The organism is Escherichia sp. 94.0001 (assembly GCF_013369155.2).
Taxonomy (GTDB): Bacteria; Pseudomonadota; Gammaproteobacteria; order Enterobacterales; family Enterobacteriaceae; genus Escherichia; species Escherichia coli_F.
On sequence record NZ_JABWMS020000001.1, the window covers coordinates 112,871 to 126,663 of the forward strand.

At 51.1% G+C, this 13,793-nt stretch carries 17 protein-coding genes; 6 read left to right on the forward strand and 11 right to left on the reverse strand.

Features of this window, described 5'->3' with window-relative positions; genetic code table 11:
* Positions 1-27 precede the first annotated feature (27 nt).
* From nupG to mutY, 4 genes are all read right to left on the reverse strand, one after another.
* Positions 28-1,284: a nucleoside permease NupG gene (gene nupG / locus HEN33_RS00500; protein ID WP_001049791.1), complete on the reverse strand. Its 1,257-nt coding sequence runs from the start codon at positions 1,282-1,284 to the stop codon at positions 28-30.
* A 201-nt stretch (positions 1,285-1,485) separates the two neighbouring features.
* Positions 1,486-2,565: a membrane-bound lytic murein transglycosylase MltC gene (gene mltC, locus HEN33_RS00505; RefSeq protein WP_000760323.1), complete on the reverse strand. Its 1,080-nt coding sequence runs from the start codon at positions 2,563-2,565 to the stop codon at positions 1,486-1,488.
* Between the two features lie 64 nt (positions 2,566-2,629).
* Positions 2,630-2,905 (reverse strand): oxidative damage protection protein, encoded by a 276-nt coding sequence (locus tag HEN33_RS00510; RefSeq protein WP_000091700.1) that lies wholly within the window; start codon positions 2,903-2,905, stop codon positions 2,630-2,632.
* Between the two features lie 27 nt (positions 2,906-2,932).
* The gene (mutY, locus tag HEN33_RS00515; RefSeq protein ID WP_176262833.1) at positions 2,933-3,985 is read right to left on the reverse strand and encodes an A/G-specific adenine glycosylase; all 1,053 of its coding nucleotides are present in this window, start codon (positions 3,983-3,985) and stop codon (positions 2,933-2,935) included.
* A 160-nt stretch (positions 3,986-4,145) separates the two neighbouring features.
* On the opposite strand from mutY, the gene trmB reads away from it, so the two are divergent.
* The 5 genes from trmB (at position 4,146) to HEN33_RS00540 (ending at position 8,439) form a co-directional block, all read left to right on the forward strand.
* On the forward strand, positions 4,146-4,865 hold the full coding sequence (gene trmB, locus HEN33_RS00520) for a tRNA (guanosine(46)-N7)-methyltransferase TrmB (protein WP_000786911.1): 720 nt from the start codon (positions 4,146-4,148) through the stop codon (positions 4,863-4,865).
* Positions 4,865-5,191 (forward strand): YggL family protein, encoded by a 327-nt coding sequence (locus HEN33_RS00525; protein ID WP_001107564.1) that lies wholly within the window; start codon positions 4,865-4,867, stop codon positions 5,189-5,191. The genes trmB and HEN33_RS00525 overlap by 1 nt, the downstream gene beginning before the upstream one ends.
* A 183-nt stretch (positions 5,192-5,374) precedes the next feature.
* The gene (locus HEN33_RS00530; protein WP_000984793.1) at positions 5,375-6,094 is read left to right on the forward strand and encodes a YggN family protein; all 720 of its coding nucleotides are present in this window, start codon (positions 5,375-5,377) and stop codon (positions 6,092-6,094) included.
* 175 nt (positions 6,095-6,269) lie between these two features.
* On the forward strand, positions 6,270-7,316 hold the full coding sequence (ansB, locus tag HEN33_RS00535) for an L-asparaginase 2 (protein ID WP_000394126.1): 1,047 nt from the start codon (positions 6,270-6,272) through the stop codon (positions 7,314-7,316).
* Positions 7,317-7,431: 115 nt separating this feature from the next.
* The gene (locus HEN33_RS00540) at positions 7,432-8,439 is read left to right on the forward strand and encodes a DUF1202 family protein (protein WP_176262832.1); all 1,008 of its coding nucleotides are present in this window, start codon (positions 7,432-7,434) and stop codon (positions 8,437-8,439) included.
* 64 nt (positions 8,440-8,503) lie between these two features.
* Here the strand turns inward: HEN33_RS00540 and hemW are convergent, their stop codons facing one another.
* From hemW to yggS, 5 genes are read right to left on the reverse strand one after another with little or no spacing between them, the layout of a single operon-like run.
* On the reverse strand, positions 8,504-9,640 hold the full coding sequence (gene hemW / locus HEN33_RS00545) for a radical SAM family heme chaperone HemW (RefSeq protein ID WP_000239964.1): 1,137 nt from the start codon (positions 9,638-9,640) through the stop codon (positions 8,504-8,506).
* Positions 9,633-10,226, reverse strand: coding sequence for an XTP/dITP diphosphatase (locus HEN33_RS00550; RefSeq protein ID WP_176262831.1), 594 nt, complete (start codon positions 10,224-10,226; stop codon positions 9,633-9,635). Before HEN33_RS00550 ends, hemW begins: the two co-directional genes overlap by 8 nt.
* Before the next feature lie 7 nt (positions 10,227-10,233).
* On the reverse strand, positions 10,234-10,524 hold the full coding sequence (gene yggU / locus HEN33_RS00555) for a DUF167 family protein YggU (protein WP_001277222.1): 291 nt from the start codon (positions 10,522-10,524) through the stop codon (positions 10,234-10,236).
* Positions 10,521-11,087 (reverse strand): osmotic shock tolerance protein YggT, encoded by a 567-nt coding sequence (gene yggT / locus HEN33_RS00560; RefSeq protein WP_001094831.1) that lies wholly within the window; start codon positions 11,085-11,087, stop codon positions 10,521-10,523. The genes yggU and yggT overlap by 4 nt, the downstream gene beginning before the upstream one ends.
* A 17-nt stretch (positions 11,088-11,104) precedes the next feature.
* A complete protein-coding gene (gene yggS, locus HEN33_RS00565; RefSeq protein ID WP_000997797.1) occupies positions 11,105-11,809 on the reverse strand; it encodes a pyridoxal phosphate homeostasis protein in 705 nt (234 codons plus the stop codon).
* A 17-nt stretch (positions 11,810-11,826) separates the two neighbouring features.
* Between yggS and HEN33_RS00570 the strand changes: the two genes are divergently transcribed.
* Positions 11,827-12,807 (forward strand): PilT/PilU family type 4a pilus ATPase, encoded by a 981-nt coding sequence (locus HEN33_RS00570; protein WP_001598608.1) that lies wholly within the window; start codon positions 11,827-11,829, stop codon positions 12,805-12,807.
* Between the two features lie 6 nt (positions 12,808-12,813).
* On the opposite strand, the gene ruvX is transcribed toward HEN33_RS00570, so the two are convergent.
* Both ruvX and HEN33_RS00580 read right to left on the reverse strand, forming a co-directional pair.
* Positions 12,814-13,230, reverse strand: a complete 417-nt coding sequence (gene ruvX, locus HEN33_RS00575) for a Holliday junction resolvase RuvX (protein ID WP_000017111.1) — start codon at positions 13,228-13,230, stop codon at positions 12,814-12,816.
* Positions 13,230-13,793 carry a YqgE/AlgH family protein gene (locus HEN33_RS00580; protein ID WP_105276722.1) on the reverse strand — a complete coding sequence of 188 codons (564 nt, stop codon included), beginning with the start codon at positions 13,791-13,793 and terminating at the stop codon, positions 13,230-13,232. The genes ruvX and HEN33_RS00580 overlap by 1 nt, the downstream gene beginning before the upstream one ends.

Here is a 13,793-nt window from a genome sequence, read left to right on the forward strand (position 1 = left end):
TCTGGCGACCCGTTTTTCTTTGCGTAATTAGTGGCTAACCGTCTGTGTGCCTGTCGGGACACGAACGTGTTTATATTTGAACATCGCCATGAACGCGAAGGCCAGAACCACGGAGTAACCTGCGAAAATCAGCCATACGGTCTGCCAGTCGGTAATGCCGTTTTGGGTGTACATCTCAACCACTTTACCGCTCACGATGCCGCCGAGGATACAGCCGAAGCCGTTAGTCATCATCAGGAACATCCCTTGCGCACTGGCGCGAATCGCCGGGCTAACTTCTTTTTCCACAAATACGGAACCAGAGATGTTGAAGAAGTCGAATGCGCACCCGTAAACGATCATCGACAGCACCAGCAGCACAGTACCGAACGGAGTCGGGTCGCCGTAAGCAAACAGAGCAAAACGCAGGATCCACGCCACGATACTGATCATCATTACGTTCTTAATACCGTAGCGGCTTAAGAAGAACGGGATGGTCAGAATGAACAGGGTTTCAGAGATCTGCGAAATCGACATGATGATTGACGCATGCTGCACGATGAAGCTGCTGGCAAACATCGGATCTTTGTCGAAGCTGTGCAGGAAGGTGTTACCGAACATGTTGGTAATCTGCAGTTCCGCGCCTAGCAGCATTGAGAAGATGAAGAAGATTGCCATACGCTTGTTTTTAAACAGCGCGAATGCGTCGAGGCCCAGCAGGGTTGTCCAGCTCTGATTCGCTTGCTGTTTAGCAACCGGAATATGCGGCAGAGTCAGGGTAAACAGAACCAGAATGGCGGAAAGAGCTGCGCCAATATACAGCTGCATGTGGCTTAATTCGAAGCCAGACAGGCTCACCACCCACATTGCCATGATAAAGCCGATGGTGCCCCAGATACGAATTGGCGGGAAGTCAGTAACGATATCCATCCCGGCATTTTGCAGGCGATAGTAAGAGATGGTGTTGATTAACCCAAGCGTTGGCATATAAGCAAACGAGTTAATCAATATCACAAGGAACATCGCTTCCGGCGTCGTAACCTGTGCCGCCATGAACAGCGTGATAGCGCCAATGGTGTGGCAAATGGCATAGACCCATTTCGCACTTAACCATTTGTCGGCCACAATTCCCAGCAGCGCAGGCATAAAGACCGCGGCGATACCCAGTGAGCTATAAACTGCGCCAATAGAAGCACCGTCAAACTTCAGGGTAACAAACATATAGGAACCGAGGGTCGTCAGCCAACTTCCCCACAGACAGAACTGCAGAAAAGAGAGGATTTTCAGCTGCAGCTTAAGATTCATGTTAATTTCCTCACATCGTGATGCGGATGAGTGTTTGAAAAAGCACATTTGACCGTGCGAGATGATGCGATTCTATCAACTTCGCAGACTGGTTTTTTGTTACCTGTGGCAAATAATTGCAAACATTCCCAATTTGCAAAACGAAATTGTGATGTGGATAACATTTTTGCCCCTGAGCATCGTCAGGGGCGGTTAGTGGAATTATCGGCGGCGGTAGGATTTTTGCGCGGTATTCACTTTATAAAGATAACGGCGAGATTCCGCAGAGGGATGGCGGGTCGTCAGCGTCTGATAAACATCGCCCGGCGTCATGGTGTTAATAATATTAGCCGCCTGAATCTTATCATTCGAAAAGACTCGCAGCACGCTGCCTGCGCCGCCGTTATAGGCGGTGATGACGGCATAACGCCGCGACGTTGGGTTATCAATTCCGCCAAGATAAACATTATTCAGCATCGCCAGATACGCGGTGCCGGTATCAATATTGCTGGCAGGATCAAACAAGAAACTGCGGCTCGGCGTGCCGGATTTCCCCTGCGAGCGGAACACATCTTTCCCGGCAGTATGTTGTACCACCTGCATTAATCCCAGCGCATCGGAACGGCTGACCGCATACGGGTTAAAGGAAGATTCAGTCTGCATAATTGCCAGAATCAGCGACTCATCAACGCCATATTTCCGTGATGCCTGGCGGACCATACCGAGATATTTGTGCGCACGTTTATCAAGGTGGTTCGGCACCATGTTAATGGTGACGCTGTAGATGATACGCAGCCCGTTGCTGCGGCTCTTCAGACGGTTTTTCAGCAGATAATCCGCGAAGTTGCTCGCGCGACCTTCCCAGCGAATCGGCTGCCCGGTGTTGTCCACCACCTGACCGTAAAGGAAAGGTTCTTTCGAAATCGTAATATCATCAACGTCGGAATAGAGATCGACCGAACTCGGATCGTCACCCATCAGCAACGTTTTGATTATTGCCCGGCGCAAATGCGCGGCAGGTTCTGTCCCGGCGATGGTTTCGATAGTAATCGTACCGTCATCGAAGTTGATGTGGCTGCGGGTCTGATATTGATCGGTGTATTTCACGTAGTCCTTAGGACCGGCGATCACCACCTCTTTGAAGCCCCAGATGTTCTCAATATTGTGGGCAAATTGCCCCATCAGAATATCAAAACCGTTGGTATCTTTGACCCAGGCTTCGTTATAGGTATCGCCTTTTTTGGTCGTCGAACAGGAGATGAGCAACGGCGCAATCAAAGCCAGCGCGAGATATTTTTTCATCATTCCGGGTGCGTGTTGTGTTTGTTTTTATGCAAGTTGCCGGAGGTGACCTCCGGCTCTGTTTTTATTTTTTATCTTCCGGCGTATAGCCCTCGATATGTACCTCTTTACCCTCGAACAGGAAGTTGACCATCTCCTGCTCCAGCAGCTTGCGGTGCTCAGCATTCATCATGTTGAGTTTCTTTTCATTAATCAGCATGGTTTGTTTGTGCTGCCACTGCGCCCAGGCTTCTTTGGAGATCTCGTTATAGATGCGTTTTCCCAGCTCGCCGGGGTACAGCTGAAAATCCTGACCTTCTGCTTCACGTTGCAGGAAAGTACAAAAAATCGTTCTGCTCATAAATCATCCTCTTTATCGACTCACGCGCTAAACCGGCGCGCCAGTGCGTAACTGCTGTAACAAACGCTCCACGGGAGCCGCCAGGCCAACTGACGGCGGTTGCGCTAAGTTATACCAGAGCGCATTGCCTTCATCCATGCAGCCGGTGAATGACGACACGGGAAGCCACATAGGCACAATATCTAAGTGGAAATGGCTGAAGGTATGGCGAAACGCGGTCAGCTGCGTCAGGTTATCGGCAGCAATCTGCCGTTGCGCCAGCCATTGCCGCAAACTTTCTTCATCGGCAAACTGCGGGAAACAGTATAAACCGCCCCACAATCCGCTCGGCGGACGCTGCGCCAGCAATACTTCATCTTTGTGCTGTAACAGCAGAAAGTAGCCGGTGCGCTCCGGTAGCGTCTGTTTCGGTTTTTTGCCCGGATAAAGCGACCAGCTATTGTTGGCGGCGGCAATACATCCGTTTTGTAGCGGACAGAGCGAACATTTCGGCTTCGAGCGCGTACAAATCATCGCGCCCAAATCCATCATCGCCTGGTTAAACCGTTCCACGCCAACCGCGGGCGTCACCTGCTCGCTTAAACTCCATAGTTTGTTCTCGACCTCTTTTTTCCCAGGCCAGCCGCTTACAGCATAGCAGCGCGCCAGCACCCGTTTGACGTTACCGTCGAGAATCGGAAAGTGCTTACCCAGAGAAAGCGAGAGAATCGCGCCTGCGGTGGAACGCCCGACGCCCGGTAACGCGGCAACCTCATCAAAGGTTTCCGGGAATTTACCGCCGTGTAAGGTGGCAACTTGCTGTGCCGCTTTATGTAGATTGCGCGCGCGGGCGTAATAGCCCAGTCCGGTCCACAAGTGGAGAACTTCGTCCAGCGGCGCATTGGCGAGATCGGTCACCGTTGGGAAGCGCGCCATAAAGCGTTCAAAATAGGGGATAACGGTCGCAACCTGAGTTTGTTGCAACATCACTTCTGAGAGCCATACTTTGTAGGGCGTCTTGTCAATTTGCCAGGGCAGAGTTTTTCGCCCGTATTTATCGTACCAGTCCAGAACCTGGGCTGAAAATTGCGACGCTTGCATGGTCACCGAATTCACTGTTGTTGGGGGCAAGATTGCAGCACAGCGACGGCAGGGTGTAAACCGGAACTTTCCGCAGCCACGGCCTTATCATGCTTGCATCCGGCAACTAACTTTGGATAATGCCCGTTTTCAGAACACTTTCACAAGCGACTAAATCTTTATGAAAAACGACGTCATCTCACCGGAATTTGATGAAAACGGCCGCCCACTGCGCCGTATCCGTAGTTTTGTGCGCCGCCAGGGGCGACTGACCAAAGGCCAGGAACATGCGCTGGAAAACTACTGGCCGGTGATGGGCGTTGAGTTCAGCGAAGATATGCTGGATTTCCCTGCGCTTTTTGGCCGTGAAGCGCCAGTGACGCTTGAGATTGGTTTCGGCATGGGGGCGTCGCTGGTGGCAATGGCTAAAGATCGCCCTGAGCAGGACTTCCTCGGCATTGAAGTGCATTCACCAGGCGTTGGTGCGTGCCTGGCTTCTGCGCATGAAGAGGGCTTAAGCAACCTGCGCGTGATGTGTCACGATGCGGTTGAAGTGCTACACAAAATGATTCCTGACAATTCATTGCGCATGGTACAGCTCTTTTTCCCTGACCCGTGGCACAAAGCGCGCCATAATAAACGCCGTATCGTTCAGGTGCCGTTTGCCGAACTGGTAAAAAGCAAACTGCAACTGGGGGGCGTATTCCATATGGCGACCGACTGGGAACCTTATGCGGAACATATGCTTGAAGTGATGTCTTCGATTGACGGTTATAAAAACCTGTCAGAGAGCAATGATTACGTACCGCGTCCGGCATCACGTCCGGTGACGAAATTTGAACAACGTGGTCATCGTCTTGGTCACGGAGTATGGGACTTAATGTTCGAGAGGGTGAAATAATGGCAAAGAACCGTAGCCGTCGTCTGCGTAAAAAAATGCACATCGACGAATTCCAGGAATTAGGATTTTCGGTGGCATGGCGATTCCCGGAAGGTACATCGGAAGAACAGATTGATAAAACCGTTGATGACTTTATTAACGAGGTTATCGAACCGAACAAACTGGCCTTTGACGGCAGCGGATATCTGGCCTGGGAAGGTCTGATCTGCATGCAGGAAATCGGCAAATGCACCGAAGAACATCAGGCGATTGTGCGTAAGTGGCTGGAAGAGCGCAAACTGGATGAGGTACGCACCAGCGAACTTTTCGACGTTTGGTGGGACTAAGAAAGCATACGGGCGATGACAAATGCAAAACTGTCTGATGCGCTACGCTTATCAGGCCTGGAAAGATGCACAATCGAGTAGGCCGGATAAGGCGTTTACGCCGCATCCGGCATGGATAACGTGTACTTTGTTATCAATCTGGGGCCAGCAAATGCTGGCCTGATTTGTTCTTGAGGGAAGACTATGATGCGCAAAATGCTGCTGGCGGCAGCACTTTCAGTGACGGCAATGACCGCTCACGCCGACTACCAGTGCAGCGTCACGCCGCGTGATGATGTGATTGTCAGCCCGCAAACCGTGCAGGTGAAGGGCGAAAACGGCAATCTGGTGATCACGCCAGACGGCAACGTGATGTATAACGGTAAGCAATATTCCCTGAACGCCGCCCAGCGCGAGCAGGCGAAGGATTATCAGGCTGAACTGCGTAGTACGCTGCCGTGGATTGATGAAGGCGCGAAAAGCCGCGTCGAGAAAGCCCGTATCGCGCTGGATAAAATCATCGTTCAGGAGATGGGCGAAAACAGCAAAATGCGCAGCCGTCTGACCAAACTTGATGCGCAACTGAAAGAGCAGATGAACCGCATTATCGAAACGCGCAGCGATGGCCTGACGTTTCACTATAAAGCCATTGATCAGGTTCGCGCCGAAGGCCAGCAATTAGTGAATCAGGCAATGGGCGGAATTTTACAGGACAGCATTAATGAAATGGGCGCGAAAGCGGTGCTGAAAAGCGGTGGTAACCCATTACAGAATGTGCTGGGAAGCCTGGGCGGTCTGCAATCCTCAATCCAAACCGAATGGAAAAAGCAGGAAAAAGATTTCCAACAGTTTGGCAAAGATGTTTGTAGCCGCGTTGTGACTCTGGAAGATAGTCGCAAAGCCCTGGTCGGGAATTTAAAATAATCCTCTATTTTAAGACGGCATAATACTTTTTTATGCCGTTTAATTCTTCGTTTTGTTACCTGCCTCTAACTTTGTAGATCTCCAAAATATATTCACGTTGTAAATTGTTTAACGTCAAATTTCCCATACAAAGCTAAGGGATAATGCGTAGCGTTCACGTAACTGGAGGAATGAAATGGAGTTTTTCAAAAAGACGGCACTTGCCGCACTGGTTATGGGTTTTAGTGGTGCAGCATTGGCATTACCCAATATCACCATTTTAGCAACCGGCGGGACCATTGCCGGTGGTGGTGACTCCGCAACCAAATCTAACTACACAGCGGGTAAAGTTGGCGTAGAAAATCTGGTTAATGCGGTGCCGCAACTGAAGGACATTGCGAACGTTAAAGGCGAGCAGGTAGTGAATATCGGCTCCCAGGACATGAACGATAATGTCTGGCTGACATTGGCGAAAAAAATTAACACCGACTGCGATAAAACCGACGGCTTCGTCATTACTCACGGTACCGACACGATGGAAGAAACCGCTTACTTCCTCGACCTGACGGTGAAATGCGACAAACCGGTGGTGATGGTCGGCGCAATGCGCCCGTCCACGTCCATGAGCGCAGACGGTCCATTCAACCTGTATAACGCGGTAGTGACCGCAGCTGATAAAGCCTCCGCTAATCGTGGCGTGCTGGTGGTGATGAACGACACCGTACTGGACGGTCGCGATGTCACCAAAACCAACACCACCGACGTAGCGACCTTCAAGTCTGTTAACTACGGTCCTCTGGGTTACATTCACAACGGTAAGATTGACTACCAACGTACCCCGGCACGTAAGCATACCAGCGACACGCCGTTCGATGTCTCTAAGCTGAATGAACTGCCGAAAGTCGGTATCGTTTATAACTACGCTAACGCATCCGATCTTCCGGCTAAAGCACTAGTAGATGCGGGCTATGATGGCATCGTCAGCGCTGGTGTGGGTAACGGTAACCTGTATAAATCCGTGTTCGACACTCTGGCGACCGCCGCGAAAAACGGCACTGCAGTAGTGCGTTCTTCCCGCGTACCGACGGGCGCTACCACTCAGGATGCCGAAGTGGATGATGCGAAATATGGCTTCGTGGCCTCTGGCACGCTGAACCCGCAAAAAGCGCGCGTTCTGCTGCAACTGGCTCTGACGCAAACCAAAGATCCGCAGCAGATCCAGCAGCTCTTCAATCAGTACTAATCACCTCGCCCCGGTATCGTGCCGGGGTTTTTCACTTCAGACTCACGTCCATTGCCAATTTTCATCACCCTAATGATAATCACCGGAATAAATTATTCCGCGCGAGGGTTTTCGGGTGAAAAAGCAATGGATTGTTGGCACGGCGCTGCTTATGTTGATGACTGGTAATGCCTGGGCAGATGGCGAACCGCCAACTGAAAATATCTTAAAAGATCAATTCAAAAAGCAGTATCACGGCATTCTCAAGCTTGATGCCATCAGCTTAAAAAATCTTGATGCTAAGGGTAATCAGGCCACCTGGTCAGCGGAAGGCGATGTCTCTTCCAGTGACGATCTCTATACCTGGGTCGGTCAGTTGGCAGATTACGAACTGCTCGAACAGACCTGGACGAAAGATAAACCGGTAAAATTCTCGGCGATGTTAACCAGTAAAGGAACGCCCGCGTCTGGCTGGTCGGTGAACTTTTACTCTTTTCAGGCGGCAGCCAGCGATCGTGGGCGGGTGGTCGACGATATCAAAACGAATAATAAATATCTGATCGTGAATAGCGAAGATTTCAATTATCGCTTTAGTCAGCTTGAATCAGCGTTGAATACCCAGAAGAACTCGATTCCTGCGCTGGAAAAGGAAGTGAAAGCGCTTGATAAGCAAATGGTGGCGGCGCAGAAAGCAGCGGATGCATATTGGGGAAAAGATGCAGACGGTAAGCAAATGACCCGCGAAGACGCATTTAAAAAAATTCACCAACAGCGTGATGAGTTTAATAAACAGAACGATAGCGAGGCGTTCGCGGTTAAATATGACAAAGAGGTTTATCAACCGGCGATTGCGGCATGTCATAAACAGAGTGCAGAGTGTTATGAAGTGCCGATTCAGCAGAAGCGAGATTTCGATATCAACGAACAACGGCGACAGACTTTTCTGCAATCACAAAAACTTAGCCGTAAATTGCAGGATGACTGGATAACGCTCGAAAAAGGGCAATATCCGTTAACGATGAAAGTTTCAGAAATAAACAGTAAAAAAGTCGCGATTTTGATGAAAATTGATGATATCAACCAGGCTAATGAACGCTGGAAAAAAGATACCGAACAATTGCGGCGCAATGGGGTGATTAAGTAATTTTTGCGATGACGCAAGAGTTGTAGCCGGATGTTGCGTACACGCCGCATCCGGCAATACAAATTTACTCAGCCAGAAAAAGCTCCAGCAGCGAATTTAAAAACAACTTCCCATGTTCCGTTATCTGCCAGTAATCCGCACATTCTGTGAGATAACCCTGAGCAATAGCCTCGTCTAACTGAGGGCGAATAACCTCTTCTGAAAGGCCAGTATACTGGCTAAACTCCACGCGCGGCGCGGCTTCCAGCAGACGGAAGCGATTCATAAAGAACTCAAACGGCTTATCTGCGGCTTCGACATCACGCTGGCTTTCCAGATACCGCCCCTGCATAAAACCACGCGGATGACGCGTTTTGGTGGTACGCAGAATGCGCCCATCCGGGAAGGTGACTTTGCCGTGCGCGCCGCAGCCAATACCGATGTAGTCACCAAATCGCCAGTAGTTGAGATTGTGCTGGCACTGATAACCTGGTTTGGCGTAAGCGGATGTTTCATATTGCTGATAACCCGCAGCCGTTAATAACTGATGCCCTTGCTCGAAGATATCCCACAATGCATCGTCGTCCGGCAGTACAGGAGGGCGTGAGCCAAACAACGTATTAGGTTCGATGGTCAGTTGATACCAGGAAAGGTGCGGCGGATTCAGTTCAATGGCCTGGCGTAGATCGCCAAGCGCCTCTTCCAGTGATTGATCAGGCAACCCATGCATCAAATCGAGGTTAAAACTGCGTAACCCTAAACCGCTCGCCAGCTTCGCAGCTCGTTTCGCTTCTTGCGGGCCATGAATGCGCCCAAGTCGTTTCAGCTTTTCTTCGCTAAAACTCTGCACACCAATAGAGATGCGATTCACGCCAGCACGCTGATAATCAACAAAGCGATCGGCTTCTACCGTGCCTGGGTTCGCTTCCATGGTGATTTCTGCATCCGCTGCCAGCGGCAAACGCGCACGCACGCCGTCCAGCAGCGTTTGCATCGCCGGGCCAGAAAGCAGGCTCGGCGTACCGCCGCCAATAAAGATTGTCTGCACTTCACGGCCCTGAGCGTAAGCCACATCGTTGTCCAGATCGTTAAGCAGATGCTGAACATAATCGTCGTGCGGCACTTCTCCTTTCAACGCGTGAGAGTTGAAATCGCAGTACGGGCATTTCTGCACGCACCACGGGATGTGAATGTAGAGACTCAGCGGCGGTAATTTAACCATTTCGTAAAGCGTCCAACAGCAGTTTCATTGCCTGACCACGGTGGGAAATAGCGCTCTTTTCTTCGCGGGTCAGTTCGGCAGCGGTTTTACCTTCGGAAGGCACGAAGAAGATTGGATCATAACCAAAGCCGCCAGTACCCGCCGGTTCACGAGTAATCACGCCCGGCCAGCTACCGTGGCACACCAGCGGAGTCGGATCTTCCGCGTGGCGCAGATATACCAGCACGCAGTGGAAACGCGCTTGACGTTGGTTGTCCGGTACGTCTTTTAGAGTTTCCAGCAGTTTTTGCAGATTTTTTTGATCGGTCGCGTCTTCACCGGAATAACGTGCGGAGTAAATCCCAGGCGCGCCGCCAAGCACATCTACCGCCAGACCAGAGTCGTCGGCAATTGCTGGTAAACCGGTCACTTTTGCCGCGTGTCGTGCTTTCAGAATCGCGTTTTCGATAAAGGTCAGGCCGGTTTCTTCGGCAGAATCTACGCCGAGGTCTGTTTGGGCCACGATATCAAGACCGAAGTCGCTAAGCAGCGACGCCAGCTCACGCACTTTACCGGCATTGCCGGTTGCGAGGACAACTTTTTGCATAGGATACCTAATTAATTAACGCCGCGATTTCTGGCGGGATTTGTTGCGGATTAATGATTTTAATTTGTTTGTGGCGGCCAAGTTCGCCTTTCTCAATTACCACCTGGCTTTTGGCTACCCGGAATTGCTTGCCGAGAAACTTCACCAGATGGCTGTTAGCCTGGCCGTCAACTGGCGGCGCGGTAATGGCGACTTTTACTTCGTCGCCATGTAAACCGACAATAGAATCACGGCTGGCTTTCGGCTGAATATAAAGCCGTAAAACCAGACCGTCATCGTTAACTGTTACGGCACTCATAACGCCATCCACAGCCCCGGTAGCAGCATGTTTCCGGTCGCCTGCAGTACTTCTGCGACACCCATATTAATGACATACAGCAGCAGAACGAGGATCATCGGCGAGAAATCAATCCCACCCATAGCCGGCAGCAGGCGGCGAATCGGACGCAGCAGTGGATCGGCCAGCTGAATCAGCACGTATTCAATCGGGCTACGACCCTGGCTTACCCAGCTCATAATCGCCATCACCAGCAGGACCCAGAAAATCAACAGGCCGATGGTTTTCAGCAAAATCAGTAAACCAGCAATCCAGATGATCGGCAGGAAAGTCACGACTTTAAACAGCACGATGGCTTTGATAAAACTGAGAATATAGGCAACCAGCAGCGAGGCGCTGTCAATCGGTCCCATTGCCGGAATAACGCGGCGCAGTGGCCCGATAATTGGCTGCGTTACCTTCACCACAAACTGTGAGAAGGGGTTGTAAAAATCACAATGAGCCCACTGCATCCAGATGCGTAATAACAGCACCATGGTATACAGCTCAATGACCGTTGAAAGCAGGAAAGTCAACGTATTCATGGCGTTCCTTTAATTCCTTATTTTTTAGAGTAATCACGCGCACCAAAAATTGCAGTGCCGATACGAACCATCGTGCTACCTGCCGCAATGGCGGCTTCCATATCGTCCGACATTCCCAGAGAGAGCGTGTCGATATGCGGGTAGCGCGTTTTCAGTCCGGCAAATGCTACAGCCATTTGGCGTGCAACTTCAAACTGCCTTACATATTCTGACTCAGGCGCAGGGATCGCCATCAGCCCGCGTAGACGTAAACGCGGTAGTTCAGAGACCGCTGCTGCCAGCTCGTCCAGTTCAGCCAGTTGAATCCCGGACTTACTGTTTTCATCACTAATATTAATTTGAATCAGTACGTTAAGAGGGGGAAGTTCTGCCGGGCGCTGGTCGTTCAGACGGGTAGCGATGCGCAAACGGTCGATGGTATGACACCAGTCGAAATGTTCTGCTACCAGGCGGCTTTTATTAGACTGCAACGGGCCAATAAAATGCCATTCTAATCCTGTTACGCCCAGTTCCTGAAAGTGGCGAATTTTATCTACCCCTTCCTGAACATAGTTTTCACCAAATTGACGCTGCCCGGCATCAATGGCTTCTGCGATGGCGCTCGCAGGTTTTGTTTTACTGACTGCAAGCAGCGTAATTTCTTCTGGAGAACGACCGCAACGCGTTGCAGCCGCTGAGATTTTGTCCCGGACCTGTGCCAGGTTATGCGCAATATCGTTCATTTTCCGAGGATCTTAGTATGAATATGGAAGAAATTGTGGCCCTTAGTGTAAAGCATAACGTCTCGGATCTACACCTGTGCAGCGCCTGGCCCGCACGATGGCGTATTCGCGGGAGGATGGAAGCTGCGCCGTTTGATGCGCCGGACGTGGAAGAGCTATTGCGGGAGTGGCTGGATGACGATCAGCGGGCAATATTGCTGGAGAATGGTCAGCTGGATTTTGCTGTGTCGCTGGCGGAAAACCAGCGATTGCGCGGCAGTGCGTTCGCGCAACGGCAAGGTATTTCTCTGGCATTACGGTTGTTACCTTCGCACTGTCCACAGCTCGAACAGCTTGGTGCGCCACCGGTATTGCCGGAATTACTCAAGAGCGAGAATGGCCTGATTCTGGTGACGGGGGCGACGGGGAGCGGCAAATCTACCACGCTGGCGGCGATGGTTGGCTATCTCAATCAACATGCCGATGCGCATATTCTGACGCTGGAAGATCCTGTGGAATATCTCTATGCCAGCCAGCGATGTTTGATCCAGCAGCGGGAGATTGGTTTGCACTGCATGACGTTCGCATCGGGATTGCGGGCTGCATTGCGGGAAGATCCTGATGTGATTTTGCTCGGAGAGCTGCGTGATAGCGAGACAATCCGTCTGGCGCTGACGGCGGCAGAAACCGGGCATCTGGTGCTGGCAACATTACATACGCGTGGTGCGGCGCAGGCAGTTGAGCGACTGGTGGATTCATTTCCGGCGCAGGAAAAAGATCCCGTGCGTAATCAACTGGCAGGTAGTTTACGGGCGGTGTTGTCACAAAAGCTGGAAGTGGATAAACAGGAAGGACGCGTGGCGCTGTTTGAATTGCTGGTTAACACACCCGCGGTGGGGAATTTGATTCGCGAAGGGAAAACCCACCAGTTACCGCATGTTATTCAAACTGGGCAACAAGTGGGGATGTTAACGTTTCAGCAGAGTTATCAGCAGCGGGTGGGGGAAGGGCGTTTGTAAATCGCCTTAATATCCCTGCTCGAAATAGCTTTCGAGAATAATAACCGCAGAGGCAGAGTCGACTTTGCCTTTATTAAGCGCCCGGTAGCCACCTTGTTCAAACAGACCGGAACGTGCCTCTACGGTGCTAAGACGCTCGTCATGGAGCTTTACTTCAACACCGAAACGACCATGAATACGGTTGGCAAATTTACGCGCTCTGGCAGTCAACGGCTGTTCTGTGCCGTCCATATTCAGCGGCAAACCGACGATGATTTCGTCCGGCTGCCACTCTTTCAGTAAACGTTCGATGAGATTCCAGTCCGGCGTACCGTCCTGCGCTTTAATTGCAGGCAAAGGGCGAGCGGTGCCGGTAATGCGTTGGCCGACCGCTACGCCAATGCTTTTGGTGCCGAAGTCGAAGGCGAGTAAGGTTCCACTCATCAGGCGTGCCCCGCAACGCCAGGCATGGTGAGAATATCCACACCAATCAGTTTTGCCGCCTCGCGCCAGCGGTCGGCAATTGGCGTTTTGAACAGAATATTCAGATCTGCCGGGGCCGTTAGCCACGCGTTATCGAGAATTTCTTGTTCCAGTTGACCTTTCTCCCAGGAGGCATAGCCCAGAGCCACCAATATATCAGACGGTTGTTTATCGGTGCCGAGCGTTTCCAGCACATCGCGGGAAGTGGTCATCACCGTGTTGTCTGAAATGCGAATGCTGGAAGCAAAATTGGAGGGCGGAGTATGCAAAATAAACCCGCGATCTTCAGCCAGTGGGCCGCCGAGCATAACCGGTTTATCCAGACGGATTGATTCATCACGCGGCTCCGGCGTAATCTTCAGCTTTTCCAGAATCCCTTCAATTTTGAGATTTTCCAGTGGCTTGTTGACGATGATACCCATTGCACCATTGGCATTATGTTCGCAAATGTAGACCACGGAACGACGGAAAATCGGATCCTGGAGAGCAGGCATGGCAATAAGAAAGTGATGCTGTAAATTCAT